Raw genomic sequence first — 19,078 nt, 5'->3', positions numbered from 1 at the left:
CCTTCACAATCTGATCGTACCGGCATATGGAATCTTCCGGACTCTTAAAAGGGTCCGGAAGAAAACTTCATAATCCTGTTCTTTTAACAGAACAAATTACATCATAGGCTCCATGGAAAGTGCCGGATGTCCTTTTTCTGTAAGGAATGCAACCAGTGTTTCCGGATCTTCCGCTACTGTCTCATCACCGATCATATCAGTGAAGTTATCAATTCCGTAAAGCTCTTTCGCTGTTGCGTTCAGTCTGTCAGCAACAAACTCTTTCAGTTCTTTTGGCATCCATACGATACGCTCGATACCGCCCTCTGCCTTCATGAATTTCTTGGAAGAAATGAAATGTTTTCCGTGTCCCATAAAGCCTGGTGTCTGAACACCGCCGCCTGTCATGGAAGCCATCTCCGGGAAGGTCATTCCAAGAGGTGTCATACCTGCATACTCACGGTTTGCAATAACAACACCGTTGGAGAACGGCTCAATACCGCAGATACACTCGAAACATCCACAGGATGTCATCGGATCCTGCATAATGGAGTACAGAGTTACGTGTTCGAGAGCACCCTGTGAGAATTTCTGAACAGCCTCATCAACATCCTCATATGCACCAAGATTTTCATCGATCGGTCTTTCTTTTGTGATCACCTGACACGGACCTGTCGGATCAAGCTCATTGGTAGCTTTTGCATCCAGCCATGAAACCGCACCGCAAAGACCAAGTCTTTCAGGAGTTACCACACATACATGGCTTGGAGAGAATGCCTGACAGAGGATACAGCTGTAGTAAACATCTACAGACTCATCTGTAAGATTGTCAAGACGCTCGTCACGTTTCTCGAAAGTAGGAATTGCAACTTCATGACGTACTCTTGTACACTCAGCCGGATCTGTATAGATCACAACCTCGCACTTGTCAACAACTGCATCAAACTCATTTTTAACCTGCGCATAAAGAACCTCACCAAGATGTTTGATTCTGAATCCGGCATTAAATGCATCAATGCTGATACGGATACGCTGCATATCTCTCTGACCGGTATGGTATACACCCTCAATGCAGTTGATGTAGTTATGGAATTTACGCTCGATAACCGGTTCAAAGTCTGCCTGCATGTTTTTGCCTGCAACCTTAACCACATAAGCGATGCTGTTTTTGCTTCCAAGTTCCATCTCGTCTGCTTCCGGTCCGACTACAGTGATCTTATGGTCCTCTACCTCGCTTGCATCACAGGTCTGAACAAGCTCTGCACAGTCAACGCGGGAACCGTCAAACTCAACCTGCATATCTTTACGACGGATGATCTCACCCTCAAATGCAGATGCAAATGCAACCGGGATATCAATATTTGTGATTTTGATCTTAATGTCGCGGGCTTCCAGAGAAGTTGCATTCCATTTGGAAACATCTGTCTGGCAGATCAGGCTCTTAGGAACTCTCGGAACATCTTCCTGGTTTGTGATTACCGGGAATCCAAGTGCGATAGCGCCTGCGCCACATGCAACGATCACGTCATTCAGAGGAGCAAATGCATTTACAAATGCAGGAACACGTTTCATAGTGTATTCCATCAGAGTTGCTGCATCGCCCGGTTTTACGTTACCGAAGATCAGAGCTGCACGAAGAGCAACAGATACCACATGGATTACAGATGTAACGTCTTTTCCAAGGGGGATCACACGTACATTTGCGCCTGTTTTGTAGTTGATCTCAGAAAGCTGGTCAATAATATCGCCTACCAGTGTTACAAGGATACCCTGTGCCTGATAGGATTTTACAAGAGCCGCTGCTTCTTCTGCGGAAGCTGCTTTGCCAAGGATTACTGCAACACCCGGGATATCGCCTGTTACAAGCGGTACACCAAGCTCACGGATCACTGCATCTGCAAGATGTCCGTAGCAAGGCTCTTCATAAGGAACTGCTCCGTCAATATATTTCAGAACCTCGATAAACTCTGCGCAGAGAGCTGTTGCAACACCTGACATAAATGCGTCATGTGTTCTTTTTTCTCTTGTCATAAGAGTTTTTACAACTGCAAGAGCTTCCTTTAACTCTGCAAGAGTATTAACCTTGGTTCCTGTCACTGCATAGTAGCATGGAAGGGAGTAAGCTGTATTCGGAAAGCTGACAGCTTTGTCCGCACCATGTGTTTCAATAGCCTGGTTGATGGCATTCTCAGTGAGGCCATAAACCGCATCATTTCCCGCGAAAACACTTTCAAATAAAGTCACTGTTATACCTCCTATTTTATGATCACTGATGATCAATCCTGTCTTTAATTTTTCTGATCTCACCTGTAACCTCTTCGCTGAAATCAAAAGGAGCTTTTCCCTGTCGATCCGCGTCGATCACATCTGTATTATAGTGGATCATACCTAAAAGATCTTCCTGTGGAATCTTTTCCATGATAAAGGCTTCATCGTCCTGATTCCGAACCTTGTTTGCCACAACCTTTACCTGCGCCACACCAAGGTCTTTTGCAAGACGCTTTACATTTTTGTACGTCTGAACGCTTCTTGCACCCGGTTCGATCACAACCACAAAGGCATCCACACCTTCCGTTGTTCCTCTTCCCAGATGTTCCAGTCCTGCTTCCATATCAAGGATCACCACATCCTCCCTGCGGAGAACAAGGTTATTGATGATACGCTTCAGCATTACATGCTCCGGACAGACACATCCACCTCCGCCTGTTTCCACAGTTCCAAGAACAAGCAGCCTGACCCCGTTACAGACTTTTCCGTATTTTTCCGGAATATCGTCCACCTTGGGATTCAGATGGTAAAACTGATTGTTTGCGGAAGCCCCTGTTCTCTCCTCTACCAGCTTACGCATTTTGGAGATGGGTACAATGGAATCAAGTGTTTCTTCATCAAATCCCAGCGCAAGACCAAGATTCGCATCCGGATCTACATCCGCTGCAAGCACAGGTCTGCCCTCTGCCGCATACAAACGGGCCAGTGTTGCCGCAAATGTGGTTTTTCCCACGCCGCCTTTTCCTGTAACTGCAATTTTCATTTTATGTCATCCACCTTTGTCAAATATTCGCTGCCGGAATCCTTAGATACCCAGAGCAGCTCTCTTTTCTTCGATTCTTTCGATCATCAGATCAACTAATTTCTCAATGTCTGTTTCTACTGTGAAAGCAGCGCCTGTCCATTTTCTTGTTCCTTCTGTAAGGATCTCAGCCATCTGGTCAGAACCGGAAACATAAGGATCCACACCAAGGAAGGTATCAATACCGGTACCGATTACATAGTTACCGATGGATACAGCTTTTTCGGACATCCACTCAGGAGCGCATCCCACTACCGGAAGCTGATGGATCTCAAGACCTGCATCTTTTGCAAGTTCTGCTGCAAGAACCATCATACGGGAAATATCAACACAGGATCCCATATGAAGTACCGGCGGAATATCAGCCAGCTCACAGACACGTTTCAGACCTGCGCCGCAGAGATCTTTTGCAGATTTATCCATCAGACCAGCTTTTGCAGCAGCCTGTGCGGAGCATCCGGAAGCAATGATGATAATATCATTTGCAATACATTTTTTCATAAGCTCAATGTGTGCATAGTCCGGACGGATCTTCGGGTTGTTACATCCAACCATGGCAACTGCTCCACGGATAACACCGGAAGTAATACACTCAAGAAGCGGTTTTGTTGTTCCAAGCTCGTCAACCTGAGAGTTTGTAACACCGTCCAGAACCTTTACGATCGCTTCCACAGAATAGCCAACTGTTGCTTTCTGTTTTAACTGCGGAATATGTACAAGCTCAGGTTTTCTGTTCTTGAAGTTCTCAATTGCCATCTTAACGATCGCTTTTGCGTTTTCTCCTGCTGTTTCAGCGTTGAATCTGATGAATTCGGAATCAGGCATCTGTGCGATCGGAGAAGTTGTCACGAATTTTGTATGGAAACATTTGCTCAGTGGTCCCAATGCCGGGAAAATACACTGAACGTCAACAACGATCGCCTCGCATGCACCTGTGAGAACCACGTTCTCCTGCTGCAGGAAGTTACCAGCCATCGGAACGCCACGGCGCATTGCAACCTCGTTGGAGGTACAGCATACACCAGATACTGTGATTCCCTTTGCTCCCATGGATTTTGCGTAATCGATCATTTCTTTGCTGTCTGCATACTCGCAGATCATCTCAGAAAGGCTCGGATCATGTCCGTGTACAACAATGTTTACGTTCTCTTCTACCATAACACCAAGGTTTGCCTCTGTATCAATCGGCTTCGGAGTACCAAAAAGTACGTCAGAGAACTCTGTTCCCATCATGGAACCGCCCCATCCATCTCCAAGTCCACAGCGGATAGACTGTTTTACAAGAGCCTCCGGAAGAGAAGAACATCCCATATGAGTCATATGCAAAGAGGAAGAAACCTCACGGTCAATAGCTCGAGGTGCGATTTCATTTTCGATGAGTTTTTCTTTCTGTCCTGCAGGCATTCTGTCAAGGAATCTCTGATATCCAAATGGTTTACCATACTCCATAAGACCTGTCTCTGCAACTTCATGGGCAAGATCATAAATATCTCTGCCTTCTGTTTCAATTCCCCACTCTTTTGCAATACGGATCAGTTTCTCAGGATCTTTTACCTTGTAGTTTCCGTCTGCTGCTGTGCAGTGCAGAGTATGGCAGATTTCACGGCCGTGATCAGAATGTGCGGAAGCTCCGCCAGCTGTAAATTTCAGGTAGTTACGTCCTACGATACCGTGAGCGTCGCAGCCACAGATACCTCTCGGCGCTTTTGCTGTAATACGGCATGGTCCCATAGAACAGATTCGGCAGCAGATACCCTTCTCACCAAATTTGCAGTGTGGGGTCTGGTTTTTCACACGCATCTGCCAGGAATCCGCGCCAACTTTAGCTCCGGTCTCCAGAAGCCTGTTGGTGGCAGCTTCAAACTCTTCCACTGTCGTTAATTTGAATTCACTCATTGTTGACCTCCTTTTAATGATACAAGAATGATTCATGTATATTTTTCTCGTTTTTTATAATAACTCCGCAGGCGAAACCCATCCCCGCCCATGGGTTATTTCCGTGTGTAAAAGCGGCCGGGATATCATCTCCGGCACATTGTTTCCGCCGCATCTGCAACGGAATTATTCAGATTTATTATAAATTCAGCTTATCCACAATTTTGCGAAGAGCCTGTTTCACAGGATTATCCTCCGGCAGAGATGCTGTCGGACGGCCTTCACAGTCATACTCGTAAACTGCATCGTCCTGAGGAACCACTCCCAGAAGGTTCAGTCCCTGATTTTCAATCTCCTCCAGAACTCCCGGGTTCAGTTCACCTTTTGGTGCGCGGTTTACGATCAGGCCCACTGTAGAAGGATGCATATTGCACTCCTCGATCAGTTTGGCGATCCTTCCCACTGCCTGGATCCCTCTTCTGGAACAGTCGCTTACAAGAATGGCAGTCTGCATACCCGGAAGAACGCCCCGGCTGATGTGCTCCATCCCCGCCTCATTATCAACTACAAAATATGGATAATTATTCTGATATTTTGCAAGCTGTGCCTGAAGAAGACCATTTACATAGCAATAACAGCCTTTCCCCTGGGTTCTTCCCATAACAAGCAGATCAAAATCATCGTCCTCAATAAGAGCATCCTCAAAACGTAGCTCCGCATAATCTGCCTTGGACATTCCTGTCGGGATAGGACTTTTTGCAGCTATCTCAGCCTGAGCGATCTCTTCGCGGACATCTCCCAGTGTTGTGTCTACCTTCACACCAAGAACTTCATTCAGATTGGAATTTGCATCCGCGTCTACAGCAAGAACAGGTCCCTTGCCCTGCTCGCAGAGATACTGGATCAACATTCCGCATAATGTTGTCTTTCCTACGCCGCCTTTTCCGGCGACGGCAATTACATGTGCCATAAAACAGTCAGCCTCCTGATTGTATCAAATTTAAACAAGTGTGCGTATACCGGACCGGTCAATGATCTGGGATACGTCTTTCCATTTATTCATAGCATACAGGTGGATTCCCTCTACGCCAAGAGAACGGTATTTATCGATCTGTCTGATCGTGTATTCAATTCCCGCCTTTTTAAAGTCTGCCTTTTTTTGTTCAAGCGAATCATCAAAAGGAGCTTTGTCAAAAGGATTGGGGAAAATCCAGTATTTGGAGATAAGCCGTGAAAGTTCTCGGTCCATCACACAGCCATTACGGGAAAGCGCCATGTTAATGGTTGCCGCCTGATCGAGGATCGGCATGATTCCCACATCTACCGGCATGGTCACTCCTGCGCGTTGTATTTTGTCCAGCCATCTTTCAAACTGTTCCATATCCCAGCACAGCTGAGTCATAATATAGTCAGCTCCGTTATCCTGTTTCATCTTAAGGACTCCGATATCTGCGTCCAGACTGCGGCAGGAAATATGTCCTTCCGGAGAACCCGCCACTGCAATTTCAAACTGGTCCCCAAATTCATCACGGATAAACTTTACAAGGTCTGTAGCATAATTAAAATCTCCGCCTGTTGAGTTTTCGCCTCTTGGGAAATCCCCTCGCAAGGCAAGGATATGATCCACACCCTCTTCCAGATATGTTTCAAGCTGTTCTCTGATCCCCTGCTTTGTATTTCTGATCACGGTAAAATGTGTGACAGGTACAATTCCTGCGCTTCTGACCATCCGGCATACCTCACGGTTGGCTCCCACATTTCCGCCGCCGGCTCCATAAGTAACAGAAATATATTCCGGCTTATATCTGCACAGCTGCTGAATAGTTTCTGAAAGATTTGCCATTCCCCGGTCTGTCTTGGGAGGAAACAGCTCAAAGGACAGAACCTGTCTTTTTTTCATTATGTCGGATAACTTTACTGCTGCCATCGGCTCTTACCTCCGTATGTTTTATAACAGATCAGGTCTGTCACTTTCACGGGTATCTGTTATTCACAGCAGAGTTTTACGATACTGTTTGCCAGATCCACCATGAGAATGCGGCCTTCCACAACTCTCTCATCTCCCATAATGTCTCGAAGGATCACTTTGTCCCCGTCCACATCAATACGGCTTACATTTTTAAAAATAACGGAATCGTCACTTTCTTTGTATACAGTTGCAAGACACATTCGTGCCACCTCCTGATCTTATGTCTGTTATTTCAGTTCCTCTTTTACAAGTGTCAGGGCAAGTCCCAGACGCATGTTGCTTTTCTGGAAATCAGCCACTGCATCGCGAATAGCTTTTGCAGAAGCTCCCAGTCCCATCTTGTCCAGGTTTTCCGCCATCTGATCAAGTTCCTGCGCATGATGCTCATTATGCTGGAGCATGTACGTCAGAAGAGCAATGGTTTCCTTTTTACAGTCGCCTTCCTGGCAGGATCCGCAGTGTTCATGTGTATGTTCCTGGCATCCCTCACCATGAGAATGAGCATGTTCTCCGCCGCTCTCATGAGTATGAGCGTGAGAATGTGTCACTCCGTCTGCATGGGTATGTTCATGAGTATGTTCGTGCGCATGCTCATGTCCATGCTGGATCAGATTGCCGTTTTCGTCTTTAATAAGGTGCATTTTGTCTTCTCCTTTCTCTGCCTCCAACAGGAAACAGAAGCTACACTTTTTAAAAAAGTGCAGACTTATGACAAGAATTTATCAATTATGGTTATTATACATCTTCCCCCCTGGATAAGCAAGGAGATAATCATTAAATTCATATAAAATCACAGGAAATCTTTCCTTCTGCCTCTGAATCTTTGTGTTATTTATCTATAACATTATTTTTTTGTTATTTTTATAACATTAATGTTTTTTTATTAACATAATATATTCCAGACTGTTCGTAGTAAATATTTAATAAATTTGATGTTCTTCTTTCACATTTATATGGTATAATAGCACACATGCGAGCAAACAAATATGTTGGAAACGGTCTGAAACAGGCCAAAAGCAAGGAGGAACTGTTTTGACAACCGCTGTATTTTTAAACAACGATCAGAAAATGCCCCTTTTAGGACTGGGTGTATATAAAGCTACCGGAGAAGGTGAAGCAGAAAATGCTGTGATCACAGCCGTACAAAATGGTTATCGCCTGGTTGACACTGCTTCTGTTTACAAAAACGAAGAAAGCGTGGGCAAAGGAATCGCCAGATGCGGCGTTTCCAGAAAAGAACTGTTTGTCACCACCAAAGTCTGGAATACCGCCCAGCGCCTGGGCGATATAAGCGGAGCCTTTCAGAGAAGCCTTGACCGTCTGGGACTGGATTACATTGACCTCTATCTGGTTCACTGGCCGGTACCCGGCTGTTATCTGAGTACATGGAAAGAAATGGAAAAAATATTAAGCTCCGGACGCGCCCGTTCTATTGGCGTCAGTAACTTTAACATCCATAATCTGGAAGAACTGAAAAAAGTCTCCGGCATTGTCCCGGCTGTAAATCAGATCGAATGTCATCCATTATGCTATCCAAAAGAACTGATCGACTACTGTCAGGACAACGGTATACAGGTACAGGCCTATGCGCCTCTGGCAAGAGGAGCTTATCTGGATCACGATGTTCTCTGTGTCCTGGGAACAAAATATGCACACACGCCGGCTCAGGTAGGACTTCGCTGGGCTGTGCAGAAAGGAATTTCTGTAATTCCCAAATCAACCAACCCGGAACGTATTGCTTCCAATGCAAGAATTTTTGATTTTACCATTGACCAGGAGGACATGGATCTTCTGGATACTCTGAACCAGGATTATCACAGTTCCCATGTTCCGGAAGATTTAAGAGGGATCCCATTATAACTGTAATCAGGCAGACTTAACAGAAGCGCCTGTCCACATCTGATATATCAGACGCGGACAGGCGCTTTCGTTTTTATCTTTTTCTTTTTTCCTGCTTTTCTTACTGCCAGGGAAGCATAGGTGTCTCCACCTTTTTATCTCTGAGCATCAGATCACGCACTGCGTCTGCCGCAGACTTATCTTCAAAAAGCACTTTGTTCACTTCTTCAATAATCGGCATTTCAACCTGATATTTTTCTGCAAGACTTTTTGCCGCTCTGGCCGAATAAACGCCTTCCACCACCATTTTCACTTCATCCATAGCTTCCTGCATGGTATATCCTTTTCCCATAAGGTAGCCGGCTTTTCTGTTACGGCTGTGAACGCTGGCACAGGTTACAATCAGATCGCCGATTCCGGAAAGACCATAAAAAGTTTCCGCTCTTGCGCCCATTTTTGTACCCAGACGAGAAATTTCCGCAATTCCTCTGGTAATCAGAGCAGCTTTGGTATTATCTCCATATCCCAGACCGTCCGCTGTACCTGCCGCAAGGGCAATCACATTTTTCAGTGCGCCTCCAAGCTCCACCCCCAGAATATCCGGAGTGGTGTACACACGGAAAACAGGACTCATAAAAATCCCCTGCAGATATTCCGCAGTCTCTCTTTTTTCCGCACTGACTACACAGGTCGTCGGAAGACCTTTTCCCACTTCCTCAGCATGACTCGGACCTGACAGCACACAGACATCTGCCTGAGGGATCTCCTCACTGATGATCTCACTTAAAGTCATCAGAGTATGTTCTTCTACACCTTTTGCCACATTCACAATGATCTGTCCTTTTTTTACAAAAGGCTCCATTCTGTGAGCTGTACTTCTGGTAAAAGGAGAAGGCACTGCCAGCACTGCCACATCCGGATCTTTAAGGCAGCCCTCCAGATCCGCAGTGATCTTCATGTCCTCCGGAAGACGCACTCCGGGAAGCTTGGACTCATGCTCTCTCTTTTCACAAAGCATGCGCACTTCATCCTCAAGAGCAGACCAGAGCGTTACCTCATGGCCGTTTTTACAGAGAAGAAGAGACAGAGCAGTTCCCCAGCTTCCTGCTCCCAACACACTTACTTTTGCCATTTTCTCCACCTTTTTTGACCTTTCTTATTTTTTACCTGTTTTTCCAAGATAAACACGATTCTCCGTGCCTTTTGCCAGCCGCAGTATATTTGCTCTGTGGCGGAAAAAAGCAAGAGCTGTAAGAAATCCCATAACTACATACATTTCTGTTGTATGAGAAGCATCCATGCCATAGGCGCCTCCCTGTCCCAGAATGACGATTGCCGCAAAAGCAGCCAGATAAGCGCTCAGGGAGCAGAAAGAAACATAGTGAGTCGTAAAAAACAGCACAAAAAAGATCACTGCGCAAACCAGAAAGATCCTCCAGTCAAAAGCAAGGATAAACCCAACAGAAGCAGCAATCCCCTTTCCTCCCCGAAACTTCAGGTAAAAAGGAAAATTGTGTCCAAGAATGCAGCCTGCCGCCGCATACAGGCTCAGCAGCGGAAGAATATCTCCACAAGTCTTTCCAAAGAAAACACGCACAAGAACAATCGCCGCCACACACTTCAGGCAGTCTCCCAGAAGTGTTAAGATCCCCGCCTTTTTTCCAAAGGTACGCAGGGCATTGGTTGTTCCCGCATTTCCACTTCCGTGTTCTCTGATATCTGTTTTATGAAGCCTTCCGATGATGTAAGAAGTCTGAAACAGCCCGCATACATATCCGATGGCCAGACAAATCAAACGCTCCATAACCGCTCCTATTCCTTTTCTCCCCTCTGACGGATGATAAATTTCAGAGAAGTTCCTCTGAACCCAAATGCATCGCGGATCTTATTTTCCAGATATCTGGTATAAGAAAAATGCATAAGCTCTCTGTCATTGACAAAGATCACAAATGTCGGCGGTCTTACTCCCACCTGAGTCATATAATAAATCTTCAGACGTTTGCCTCTGTCTGAAGGCGGCTGCTGCATGGCAATGGCCTCTGAAAGAATCTCGTTCAACACACCTGTCTGGATACGCAGAGTCTGATTTTCAATTACTGCGTCAATGGTCTCAAACAGACGGTTGATCCTCTGTCCTGTTTTTGCAGAAATAAACACAAGCTCCGCATAAGGCATATATGCCAGAACCTCACGGATACGGTTGGTGTGTTTATAAATGGTTTTGTCATCCTTTTCAATGGCGTCCCATTTATTTACGGCAATGATCACGCCCTTACCTCTTTCATGAGCGATCCCGGCAATTTTTGCATCCTGCTCTGTAACACCTTCCGTAGCGTCAATAACAATCACCACCACATGAGCCCGCTCCACAGCGGTTACTGTCCGGATCACACTGTAGCGCTCAATCTCCTCTTTTACCTTGCCCTTTCGGCGAAGACCGGCTGTATCAATAAAAGTATAATCCCGTCCCTGCCACTTCACTCTGGCATCAACTGCGTCTCTGGTTGTTCCGGCAATATCCGAAACGATCACACGGTCTTCTCCCAGAAGATGATTGATCAGGGATGATTTTCCTACATTGGGTTTTCCTACAACAGCGATCTTCGGAATATCATCCTCTTCCTCTGTGTCTGCATCTTCCGGAAATTCTTTTACCACCTCGTCCAGCATATCGCCCAGACCGGTGCGGTTTGCAGCGGAAATAGCAATCGGCTCACCGATTCCCAGATTATAGAACTCATAAACGTCCATCATATATTTCTGAAGGCTGTCCACCTTATTTACTACAAGCACTACAGGCTTTTTGCTGCGGCGGAGCATATCTGCCACTTTCGCATCAGAATCCACCAGCCCCTGCTGTACATCTGTGATAAAAACGATCACATCTGCAGTGTCAATGGCGATCTGAGCCTGCTCTCTCATCTGGGATAAAATAATATCCCCGCTTTCCGGCTCGATTCCGCCTGTATCGATCATGGTAAAGGATTTATCCAGCCATGTCACTTCTGCATAAATCCTGTCTCTTGTAACGCCCGGAGTATCTTTTACAATAGAAATCATCTCTCCGGCAAGGGCATTAAACAGCGTGGACTTGCCCACATTAGGCCTGCCCACGATGGCTACTACTGGTTTGCTCATACATCTGTCTCCTTATCTGTTTATTATGATCCGGCGCATCCAGTACAGAAGATACCAGATCTGCTCCGTTTTCATCTACAACTACAATTTCTGTTCCCAGCGCCTCTTCCAGTTCCCGCACAGAAACATCATCAAGAAAAATATCCTCCCCGCTGCGGAGCATATTGCAGGGGATCAGAAGCCGTTCTCCCAGATCCAGTTCCGCAAGCTGATTTTTCAGATCTGTTCCTGTGATAAGGCCTGAAACCGTGATACGTTCTCCAAAGAAATTATTAGTGATCACCTTTACCTGAATTTTTATATTCGGATATTTTTCCTGTATCATTTTTACACATTTTTCCAGGTATGGACCTGCAAGCTTTCCTGTGGCAATGGTCATTTTTGCTATCCTGTCATCTCCCGGGCGGGCATCCACTGCACTGCGCACTTCTTTTTCCAGAAGCCTCAGCATCCCCACGCCATTTTCCAGCTGAAGATATCCGTCATAACGTTCTTCCTCCGGAAGTTCCTGTCCGGCAAGAAGATACCACTCATCAGAGGCATGCACAAAATGGATCCCATGCTCCCGGAACATCTTTTCCTGCCAGCGGTGGATCTGCTCCAGAACCTTTTCTGCATCCTCTTTCTCAAAAGGCTCCAGAGGATACAGCCCCTGGCGAAACTTTGAAAGGCCTACCGGTACTACAGATACTGTCTGAAGCACAGGCGCATATGCGGAAAGCTTTTCAAGACTGAATTCCAGTTCTTTTCCGTCATTCACACCTTTACAGAGAACAATCTGTCCGTTCATGGTGATCCCGGCCTCATAAAGCTTGTTTACCTTTAAAAGAGCCTCTCCTGCAAAACGGTTATGGAGCATTTTGCAACGAAGCTCAGGATTCATAGTCTGAAACGAAATATTAATCGGTTCCAGACGGTACTGTATGATACGGTCAATATCCTTCTGGCTCATATTGGTCAGAGTTACATAATTCCCCTGGAGAAAAGAAAGCCTGGAATCATCATCCTTAAAGTAAAGCGTTTCTCTCATTCCCGGAGGCATCTGGTCAATAAAACAGAAGATACAGTGATTGGTGCAGGAACGGTACTCGTCCATAAGCCCGTTTTCAAACTCGATCCCCAGATCTTCCTCATATTCTTTTTCCACTTCCAGCTCCCACAGCTCGCCGTCTGCTTTTTCAACCAGAAGTGTCACAAATTCATCGTTCATCAGATAACGATAATCAAAAACATCCTCTACCGGAGTGTCATTTATAGCTGCCAGGACATCTCCCGGCTCAAGCTCCAGTTCCTGGGCAATACTTCCCGGCAGGACTCTGGAGATGATGTGCTTCTTTTTTTTCATAAAATCCCTTTCTTCCGCCTGTACAGACACCGCCTGCTGTCTGCACTGTAAGCTGTAACCATCATAACAATTTTGCACATAAAAAACAACTGCAAATTTTATATCACCCTCGCTGCCGTTGTCAAGCATTAAGCGCGGCAGTTTTACACAGAAGTCTCAAAGACACCCGTTCACAGGCAATATTTAACAGGATGTTTTCACATTTTGCCGGTAAAATCCCGTCACTGACCTGACAAAATACTCTTCATCAGATTTGAGGCAGACAGATTTGTTCCTTCTTCCACTCTGCCGGAATCGCGTACATTTTTGCGTACAATATGCTTTTTAGTTTAGAAAAAACAATAAATTCCTTGACGGGCTTTAGGGCAAATGATATAAATGTATTATAGTTTCATTTTTATATAAACAAAATATAAACAAAACTCAGGAGGAAAATTATGCCGAATATAGAGTTACTTGAAAAATCCCTTCCGGTTGCGCCGATTCGAATTGCAGCCCTTTCCGGCTGTCAGGATCTTGCAAGGGAGGTTGACAAGAAACTTGTAAAATTCCGTAAAGAGCTGGTTGCCAGAAAAAAAACAGAGATTATCCCTCAGGGATACTGTGAACCTTCCTTTCTTGTAGAATGTGAATGTGTGCGCTTCGGTACCGGAGAAGGAAAAGGCTATATTAAAGAATCTGTCCGCGGAACAGACCTTTTTATTATGGTAGATGTTACAAATTACAACGAAACCTATACGGTATGCGGTCACGAAAACCATATGTCTCCGGACAATCATTACCAAGATCTGAAAAGAATCATTTCCGCAGCCACAGGAAAAGCCCGCAGGATCAATGTGATCATGCCGTTTCTGTATGAGGGACGTCAGCACCGCCGTTCCAAGAGAGAATCTCTGGACTGTGCTCTGGCCCTGAAGGAATTAAGCGATATGGGCGTATCCAACTTCATTACTTTTGACGCTCACGATCCCCGTGTACAGAACTCCATCCCGCTGAATGGATTTGATAACTTTTTCCCAACCTATCAGTTCCTGAAAGCCCTTGTAAAAAATGTTCCCGACTTCAAACTGGACAACGATCACCTTATGATCATCAGCCCGGATGAAGGCGCTATGTCAAGAGCTGTTTATTTCTCCAATATCCTTGGCGTAGACATGGGTATGTTCTATAAAAGAAGAGATTACTCTACTATCGTAAACGGAAAGAATCCAATCGTGGCACATGAATTCCTTGGTGATTCCGTAGAAGGCAAGGACGTTGTTATCATTGACGATATGATCTCCTCCGGTGAGAGTATGCTGGACGTGGCAAAACAGATCAAAGAACGTCACGCAAAACGTGTATTTATCTGCACTACATACGGACTGTTTACAGACGGACTGGCTAAATTCGATGAGTATTACGAAAAAGGCTGGATCGATAAGGTTATCACCACAAACCTGAACTACCGTATTCCGGAGCTTCTTACCAAACCGTACTACGTAGAAGCAAATATGAGCAAATATCTTGCAAGTATTATCGATATTATCAATCATGACGTTTCTGTTGAAAAAGTACGCTCCAGCAACGAAAAGATCATGGATCTTATGAACAGAGTAAACGGACAGTAATCCGATTTTTGCAGTAGATTAACAAAAAGCACAGACCTTCCGGTAAGGTATCTGTGCTTTTTTGCGCTTTTATTTATAATTCAGGGTATCCCACAGCTTTCAAACAAACTTCTTTCTTACCGCTTTATTCCCAGAAATGCCCCCAGATTTCCCCTTTTCCCCTGAGATGCCCTGTGAGAGTAAAGAAACTCCGGATTACAGCAGGTACAGAGATTCGGCATGGAAATATGATCCGGGAGAACTCCGGCTCCAAGCAGGATCTGACGGTTTGCCTCCCAGAGATTCAACTGATATTTTCCATTTTCTTTTTTGTAAAAAATATCTTTCCATAACTCCCTGGAAAATGTTTTCTGAAATTCCAGGATCACATCTTCACTGACTTCATAGCAGTCCTGACAGATAGAAGGTCCTATAGCCGCATAAATATCCTCCGGACGGCTTCCATAATGCTCCTGAAGTTTTTTTACAGTAACCGCCCCGATTCCTGCCGCCGTGCCTCTCCATCCGGAATGAGAGAGCCCTACTGCTTTATGGACCGGATCCACAAAGTAAAGAGGCACACAGTCCGCATAAAAAGTTGCCAGCACAAGCCCCGGCACATTCGTTACCATTCCGTCTACATCTGTGTAGGGACGGGGCTTTGTGATTCCGTTTCCTCTGTCCCCGGCTGTTATTACACAGACATTGGCCGTATGAGTCTGATCTGAGGTCACAATATCCTCCGGCGAAAAACCCAGCGCAGCGGAAATCCTGTTATAGTTTTCCCGCACAGCCTCCTCCTTATCGCCTCTTGTAAAGCTCAGATTCATGGAAGAATAAATTCCTTCGCTGACGCCTCCCAGCCTGGTACTGAACCCATGTACAAAGCCCGGTATTTTTTCAAACTCCGGCCATGTAAGATAAGTCACTCCATTGTTCTCTCTGATATTCATATGAGGCATATGTTCCTGATGCCATACGATCTTCATGAAATCTCTCCTTTTTATCCACAGTAATCAAAGGCATTTCTTATCCATTGGATATTCTGTCCATCAATAGCCACAACATCAAATCTGCAGGGTGTATCCTCCGGATATCCGTAACGCACAAGATAAAACACAGCGGCCCGGCTGATCATTTTCTGTTTTTTATTATTTACCGCTGCAGATGCCCTGCCGCTGCCAGCCGTATGCCTGTATTTCACTTCCACAAAAACCAGATACTTCCCGTCTCTGGCAATTAGATCTATTTCCCCGGATCTGCAGCGGAAATTCTGCTCTTTTATCCATAATCCCTGTTGTTCCAAAAAAGCAGCCGCCTGCTTCTCATAACGGCTGCCCAGCTCACGTTTATTAATCTTTCTCTCTCTTTTCCTGTCTGTGTGGGTATCTTATGTAATTGTATCCGAACACAAATTTCTGTTTCGGTTTTCTCTATACAAAATGAGTGATAAAACTGGCTCTGTGTATGGGGGACGACCCGTACTTTTTCAATGCCTCGATATGTTCTGCAGAACCATAGCCTTTATTAGATGCAAATCCATATTCCGGCAGAGCTGCGTCATACTCCTCCATAAGCCTGTCTCTTGTAACTTTTGCCACAATACTGGCTGCGGCAATAGAGGCGCTTTTAGCATCCCCTTTGATAATGGGAACCTGAGGGATTTCCACTGCCGGAATCGTCACCGCATCATTCAGAAGCAGCTGTGGCTGTACAGAAAGGTTTTTTATTGCCTGACGCATAGCCTCATAGGTTGCCTGAAGAATATTGATCTCGTCAATACGGGCTGGCCCCGCCATGCCAATCCCCACCGAAACCGCCTTCTCAAGAATCACTTCATAAAGTTCCTCGCGTTTTTTTGCAGTCAGCTTTTTGGAATCATTCAGATAAAGAATCCCATGATCTTTCGGAAGGATCACAGCACAGGCAACCACAGGCCCCGCAAGGGGTCCCCTTCCCACTTCGTCAATCCCGCACAAGTATCCCAGATGCTCATATTTATGTTCATATTCCATCATGTGTTCCATGCGCAGGATTTCTTTTTCAAGAGCCTGTTCTTCTTTATGACATTTCTCTATCAGTTTCCTGACTCCGCTTCTCTGGTCCTCTGCATACAGCCGGCAGAGAGCTTTCTTTTCCTCCGAAGATGCAGAGGCAAACTCATTTTTTATCTCTGTGATCGTTTTCATCTTTTCTACTCCGCAGGTGCCCATTCCAAAGTGATACGTCCAAGCTTCCCGCTTCGGAAATCATCAAAAAGCAGTCCGGAAGCCTTTGCATAATCCAGCTCTTCTCCTTTTTTCAGGCAACCTCTGACTCTTGCAATCCCCTCCAGTACAGACAGAGCTTCCTCCTGTTCGCTGACCTCATAACGGGCATTTAATGCCCCCGGATATTTTTCTTTCAGGTATCCGATCAAAGTCAGGGCAAGCTCCTCCATATTCAGAATATCATCTTTAATAGATCCCACAAAAGCCAGACGGATCCCTACCTCCTGATCCTCGAACTTTGGCCAGAGGATTCCCGGTGTGTCAAGAAGCTCTACATTTTTATTCAGACGGATCCACTGTTTTCCTTTTGTGACACCAGGACGATTTCCGGTTTTGGCACATGCCTTTCCTGCAAAAGTATTAATAAACGTAGATTTTCCTACATTTGGGATTCCTGCAACCATAGCCCGGACAGGACGGTTCTTGATTCCGCGTTTTCTGTCTCTTTCTATTTTCTCTTTGCAGGCTTCCTGGATCACATTCTGGATATTTTTCATTCCCGCACCATTTCGGGAATCCACTTTTACCACATGAAATCCCTTTCCCTGAAAATATTCTTTCCAGGCTTCATTCTGCCTTTCATCTGCCAGATCTGCTTTGTTCAGAAGGATCAGTCTGGACTTGTTCTGTCCCAGCCTGTCAATGTCCGGATTTCTGCTGGATAAAGGAACCCTTGCATCAACCAGCTCTATGATCAGGTCGATCAGCTTAAGATCCTCCTGCATCTGTCTTTTTGCCTTGGTCATATGACCAGGATACCACTGTACGTTCATATATTACCTAGCCTTTCAAAAATCCCGCTTTTTCTATGGGCGAACAGAGGAACCATAGCTTACCCACAATATAGCGTTTTTTTACTGTACCGATATCTGCATATCGGCTGTCCTCACTGTTGTTTCTGTTGTCTCCCAGTACAAAATACTCATTGGATTTCAGGCTCACGCCATTCTCCGCCAACCCCGGGTTCTGAATTTTCGGATAGTCTGCCGCCTCGTCATATACTTCTCCGTCTATATAGATCACGCCGTCCCGGATCTGAACTGTTTCTCCGGGCAGTCCTATGACACGACGGATATGAAGGGCTGCATCATCGCTAGCATTTGTACGGAACACAATCATATCTCCTCTCTGAGGTGATGAAAATTTATATACTGCCTGATTCATAAAAAAGCGATCCCCCACTGCAAGAGTGGGTTCCATGGAACTTTCCTGCATGGTAACAGTCTGAAACATCAGTACCGCTACCAGAGCAGCAAACACAAGAGTAACGGCAAGCTCAAATATCCAGCGCAGAGAATTCCGCACTTTTGTATTTTCCAGCTTTTCTTTCAGTTCCAGAACTTTCGGATGCTCTTTCCAGTTTTTTATTTTTGCGATGTCCATATCTGATCTCTCCATGCACAACAAAATCAGAGCCTTAACTGTTGAAAAAAGAGGGACAATAGCTGTCGTTATTGTCCCTGCTTTTTAAATCTCTGAAATTGTCATTATCTAACGCGCTCTTTAACCTTAGCAGCTTTACCAACGCGCTCTCTCAGGTAATTCAGTTTTGCACGGCGTACTTTACCGTAACGAACTACTTCTACCTTAACTACATGTGGGGAATGAAGCGGCCATGTTTTCTCAACGCCAACTCCGTTGGAGCTCTTTCTTACTGTGAAAGTTTCTCTTGTGCTTCCACCCTGTCTCTTCAGGACTGTTCCCTCGAAGATCTGGATTCTCTCACGGTTTCCCTCTTTGATCAGTGCGTGTACTCTTACAGTATCACCTGTGCGGAACTCCGGCACTTCTGCTTTTAACTGAGCAGCTTCAATGTTTCTGATAATGTCGTTCATGTTTTTCTCTCCTATTCTTCTGGATGTTCTTAATACATAATTTCTGTAACAGAGGACCATCTTTTTTACAACAGCTTAGATTATACTATAGTATATCCGTCATTGCAAGAATTTTTTATAAAATTTTATTTTTCAGGTTCGATCCATAAAGCCCTGTTTGATCGCATCC

General features: G+C 45.3%; 19 protein-coding genes. 2 read left to right on the top strand and 17 right to left on the bottom strand.

The genetic code is table 11. The features are described 5' to 3' along the window. Window positions 1-96: 96 nt before the first annotated feature. From acsB to LU279_RS05890, 7 genes are all read right to left on the bottom strand, one after another. Window positions 97-2,223 (bottom strand): acetyl-CoA decarbonylase/synthase complex subunit alpha/beta, encoded by a 2,127-nt coding sequence (gene acsB / locus LU279_RS05920; protein WP_274421600.1) that lies wholly within the window; start codon window positions 2,221-2,223, stop codon window positions 97-99. Window positions 2,224-2,245: 22 nt separating this feature from the next. Beyond that, the gene (locus LU279_RS05915; protein ID WP_274421598.1) at window positions 2,246-3,010 is read right to left on the bottom strand and encodes an ATP-binding protein; all 765 of its coding nucleotides are present in this window, start codon (window positions 3,008-3,010) and stop codon (window positions 2,246-2,248) included. Window positions 3,011-3,052: 42 nt separating this feature from the next. Then, a complete protein-coding gene (gene cooS / locus LU279_RS05910; protein WP_274421597.1) occupies window positions 3,053-4,945 on the bottom strand; it encodes an anaerobic carbon-monoxide dehydrogenase catalytic subunit in 1,893 nt (630 codons plus the stop codon). Window positions 4,946-5,123: 178 nt separating this feature from the next. Beyond that, the gene (locus tag LU279_RS05905; protein ID WP_274421596.1) at window positions 5,124-5,894 is read right to left on the bottom strand and encodes an ATP-binding protein; all 771 of its coding nucleotides are present in this window, start codon (window positions 5,892-5,894) and stop codon (window positions 5,124-5,126) included. Window positions 5,895-5,924: 30 nt separating this feature from the next. Beyond that, window positions 5,925-6,851 carry a methylenetetrahydrofolate reductase gene (locus LU279_RS05900; protein ID WP_274421595.1) on the bottom strand — a complete coding sequence of 309 codons (927 nt, stop codon included), beginning with the start codon at window positions 6,849-6,851 and terminating at the stop codon, window positions 5,925-5,927. A gap of 59 nt (window positions 6,852-6,910) precedes the next feature. After that, window positions 6,911-7,093, bottom strand: coding sequence for a CooT family nickel-binding protein (locus LU279_RS05895; protein WP_022067189.1), 183 nt, complete (start codon window positions 7,091-7,093; stop codon window positions 6,911-6,913). Between the two features lie 27 nt (window positions 7,094-7,120). Next, a complete protein-coding gene (locus LU279_RS05890; protein WP_274421592.1) occupies window positions 7,121-7,534 on the bottom strand; it encodes a cobalt transporter in 414 nt (137 codons plus the stop codon). Window positions 7,535-7,925: 391 nt separating this feature from the next. On the opposite strand from LU279_RS05890, the gene LU279_RS05885 reads away from it, so the two are divergent. After that, the gene (locus LU279_RS05885) at window positions 7,926-8,753 is read left to right on the top strand and encodes an aldo/keto reductase (RefSeq protein WP_274421590.1); all 828 of its coding nucleotides are present in this window, start codon (window positions 7,926-7,928) and stop codon (window positions 8,751-8,753) included. A gap of 100 nt (window positions 8,754-8,853) precedes the next feature. Here the strand turns inward: LU279_RS05885 and LU279_RS05880 are convergent, their stop codons facing one another. From LU279_RS05880 to LU279_RS05865, 4 genes are read right to left on the bottom strand one after another with little or no spacing between them, the layout of a single operon-like run. Beyond that, window positions 8,854-9,864, bottom strand: a complete 1,011-nt coding sequence (locus LU279_RS05880; RefSeq protein ID WP_274421589.1) for an NAD(P)H-dependent glycerol-3-phosphate dehydrogenase — start codon at window positions 9,862-9,864, stop codon at window positions 8,854-8,856. Window positions 9,865-9,888: 24 nt separating this feature from the next. Next, window positions 9,889-10,536, bottom strand: coding sequence for a glycerol-3-phosphate 1-O-acyltransferase PlsY (gene plsY / locus LU279_RS05875; protein WP_274421588.1), 648 nt, complete (start codon window positions 10,534-10,536; stop codon window positions 9,889-9,891). An 8-nt stretch (window positions 10,537-10,544) separates the two neighbouring features. Continuing rightward, complete coding sequence (gene der / locus LU279_RS05870; protein WP_274421587.1) at window positions 10,545-11,870, bottom strand: ribosome biogenesis GTPase Der; 1,326 nt, start codon at window positions 11,868-11,870, stop codon at window positions 10,545-10,547. Continuing rightward, the gene (locus LU279_RS05865) at window positions 11,833-13,215 is read right to left on the bottom strand and encodes a DUF512 domain-containing protein (RefSeq protein ID WP_274421586.1); all 1,383 of its coding nucleotides are present in this window, start codon (window positions 13,213-13,215) and stop codon (window positions 11,833-11,835) included. Before LU279_RS05865 ends, der begins: the two co-directional genes overlap by 38 nt. A gap of 437 nt (window positions 13,216-13,652) precedes the next feature. Here LU279_RS05865 and LU279_RS05860 point away from each other — a divergent pair, with 437 nt between their 5' ends. Next, the gene (locus tag LU279_RS05860) at window positions 13,653-14,825 is read left to right on the top strand and encodes a ribose-phosphate pyrophosphokinase (RefSeq protein ID WP_274421585.1); all 1,173 of its coding nucleotides are present in this window, start codon (window positions 13,653-13,655) and stop codon (window positions 14,823-14,825) included. 116 nt (window positions 14,826-14,941) lie between these two features. Here the strand turns inward: LU279_RS05860 and pgeF are convergent, their stop codons facing one another. The 6 genes from pgeF to rplS form a co-directional block, all read right to left on the bottom strand. Beyond that, window positions 14,942-15,793 carry a peptidoglycan editing factor PgeF gene (gene pgeF, locus LU279_RS05855; protein WP_274421583.1) on the bottom strand — a complete coding sequence of 284 codons (852 nt, stop codon included), beginning with the start codon at window positions 15,791-15,793 and terminating at the stop codon, window positions 14,942-14,944. Window positions 15,794-15,807: 14 nt separating this feature from the next. Beyond that, the gene (locus LU279_RS05850) at window positions 15,808-16,161 is read right to left on the bottom strand and encodes a YraN family protein (protein WP_274421773.1); all 354 of its coding nucleotides are present in this window, start codon (window positions 16,159-16,161) and stop codon (window positions 15,808-15,810) included. Between the two features lie 76 nt (window positions 16,162-16,237). Next, window positions 16,238-16,993, bottom strand: coding sequence for a ribonuclease HII (locus LU279_RS05845; RefSeq protein ID WP_274421581.1), 756 nt, complete (start codon window positions 16,991-16,993; stop codon window positions 16,238-16,240). A gap of 5 nt (window positions 16,994-16,998) precedes the next feature. Beyond that, on the bottom strand, window positions 16,999-17,847 hold the full coding sequence (ylqF, locus tag LU279_RS05840) for a ribosome biogenesis GTPase YlqF (RefSeq protein WP_274421580.1): 849 nt from the start codon (window positions 17,845-17,847) through the stop codon (window positions 16,999-17,001). 7 nt (window positions 17,848-17,854) lie between these two features. Beyond that, the gene (lepB, locus tag LU279_RS05835) at window positions 17,855-18,457 is read right to left on the bottom strand and encodes a signal peptidase I (RefSeq protein ID WP_274421579.1); all 603 of its coding nucleotides are present in this window, start codon (window positions 18,455-18,457) and stop codon (window positions 17,855-17,857) included. 104 nt (window positions 18,458-18,561) lie between these two features. Next, window positions 18,562-18,909, bottom strand: coding sequence for a 50S ribosomal protein L19 (gene rplS / locus LU279_RS05830; RefSeq protein ID WP_274421578.1), 348 nt, complete (start codon window positions 18,907-18,909; stop codon window positions 18,562-18,564). Window positions 18,910-19,078: the final 169 nt, after the last annotated feature.

The organism is Blautia sp. XA-2221, assembly GCF_028767025.1.
Classification (GTDB): domain Bacteria; phylum Bacillota; class Clostridia; order Lachnospirales; family Lachnospiraceae; genus Blautia_A.
This window is presented reverse-complemented; position numbering and strand designations above follow the sequence as displayed.

Excerpts from the sequence above, each read along its gene's own strand:
- LU279_RS05915 (WP_274421598.1), bottom strand. The coding sequence starts at position 3,010 with ATGAAAATTGCAGTTACAGGAAAAGGCGGCGTGGGAAAAACCACATTT.
- cooS (WP_274421597.1), bottom strand. The coding sequence starts at position 4,945 with ATGAGTGAATTCAAATTAACGACAGTGGAAGAGTTTGAAGCTGCCACC.
- LU279_RS05905 (WP_274421596.1), bottom strand. The coding sequence starts at position 5,894 with ATGGCACATGTAATTGCCGTCGCCGGAAAAGGCGGCGTAGGAAAGACA.
- LU279_RS05900 (WP_274421595.1), bottom strand. The coding sequence starts at position 6,851 with ATGGCAGCAGTAAAGTTATCCGACATAATGAAAAAAAGACAGGTTCTG.
- LU279_RS05895 (WP_022067189.1), bottom strand. The coding sequence starts at position 7,093 with ATGTGTCTTGCAACTGTATACAAAGAAAGTGACGATTCCGTTATTTTT.
- LU279_RS05890 (WP_274421592.1), bottom strand. The coding sequence starts at position 7,534 with ATGCACCTTATTAAAGACGAAAACGGCAATCTGATCCAGCATGGACAT.
- LU279_RS05880 (WP_274421589.1), bottom strand. The coding sequence starts at position 9,864 with ATGGCAAAAGTAAGTGTGTTGGGAGCAGGAAGCTGGGGAACTGCTCTG.
- plsY (WP_274421588.1), bottom strand. The coding sequence starts at position 10,536 with ATGGAGCGTTTGATTTGTCTGGCCATCGGATATGTATGCGGGCTGTTT.
- der (WP_274421587.1), bottom strand. The coding sequence starts at position 11,870 with ATGAGCAAACCAGTAGTAGCCATCGTGGGCAGGCCTAATGTGGGCAAG.
- LU279_RS05865 (WP_274421586.1), bottom strand. The coding sequence starts at position 13,215 with ATGAAAAAAAAGAAGCACATCATCTCCAGAGTCCTGCCGGGAAGTATT.
- LU279_RS05860 (WP_274421585.1), top strand. The coding sequence starts at position 13,653 with ATGCCGAATATAGAGTTACTTGAAAAATCCCTTCCGGTTGCGCCGATT.
- pgeF (WP_274421583.1), bottom strand. The coding sequence starts at position 15,793 with ATGAAGATCGTATGGCATCAGGAACATATGCCTCATATGAATATCAGA.
- LU279_RS05845 (WP_274421581.1), bottom strand. The coding sequence starts at position 16,993 with ATGAAAACGATCACAGAGATAAAAAATGAGTTTGCCTCTGCATCTTCG.
- ylqF (WP_274421580.1), bottom strand. The coding sequence starts at position 17,847 with ATGAACGTACAGTGGTATCCTGGTCATATGACCAAGGCAAAAAGACAG.
- lepB (WP_274421579.1), bottom strand. The coding sequence starts at position 18,457 with ATGGACATCGCAAAAATAAAAAACTGGAAAGAGCATCCGAAAGTTCTG.
- rplS (WP_274421578.1), bottom strand. The coding sequence starts at position 18,909 with ATGAACGACATTATCAGAAACATTGAAGCTGCTCAGTTAAAAGCAGAA.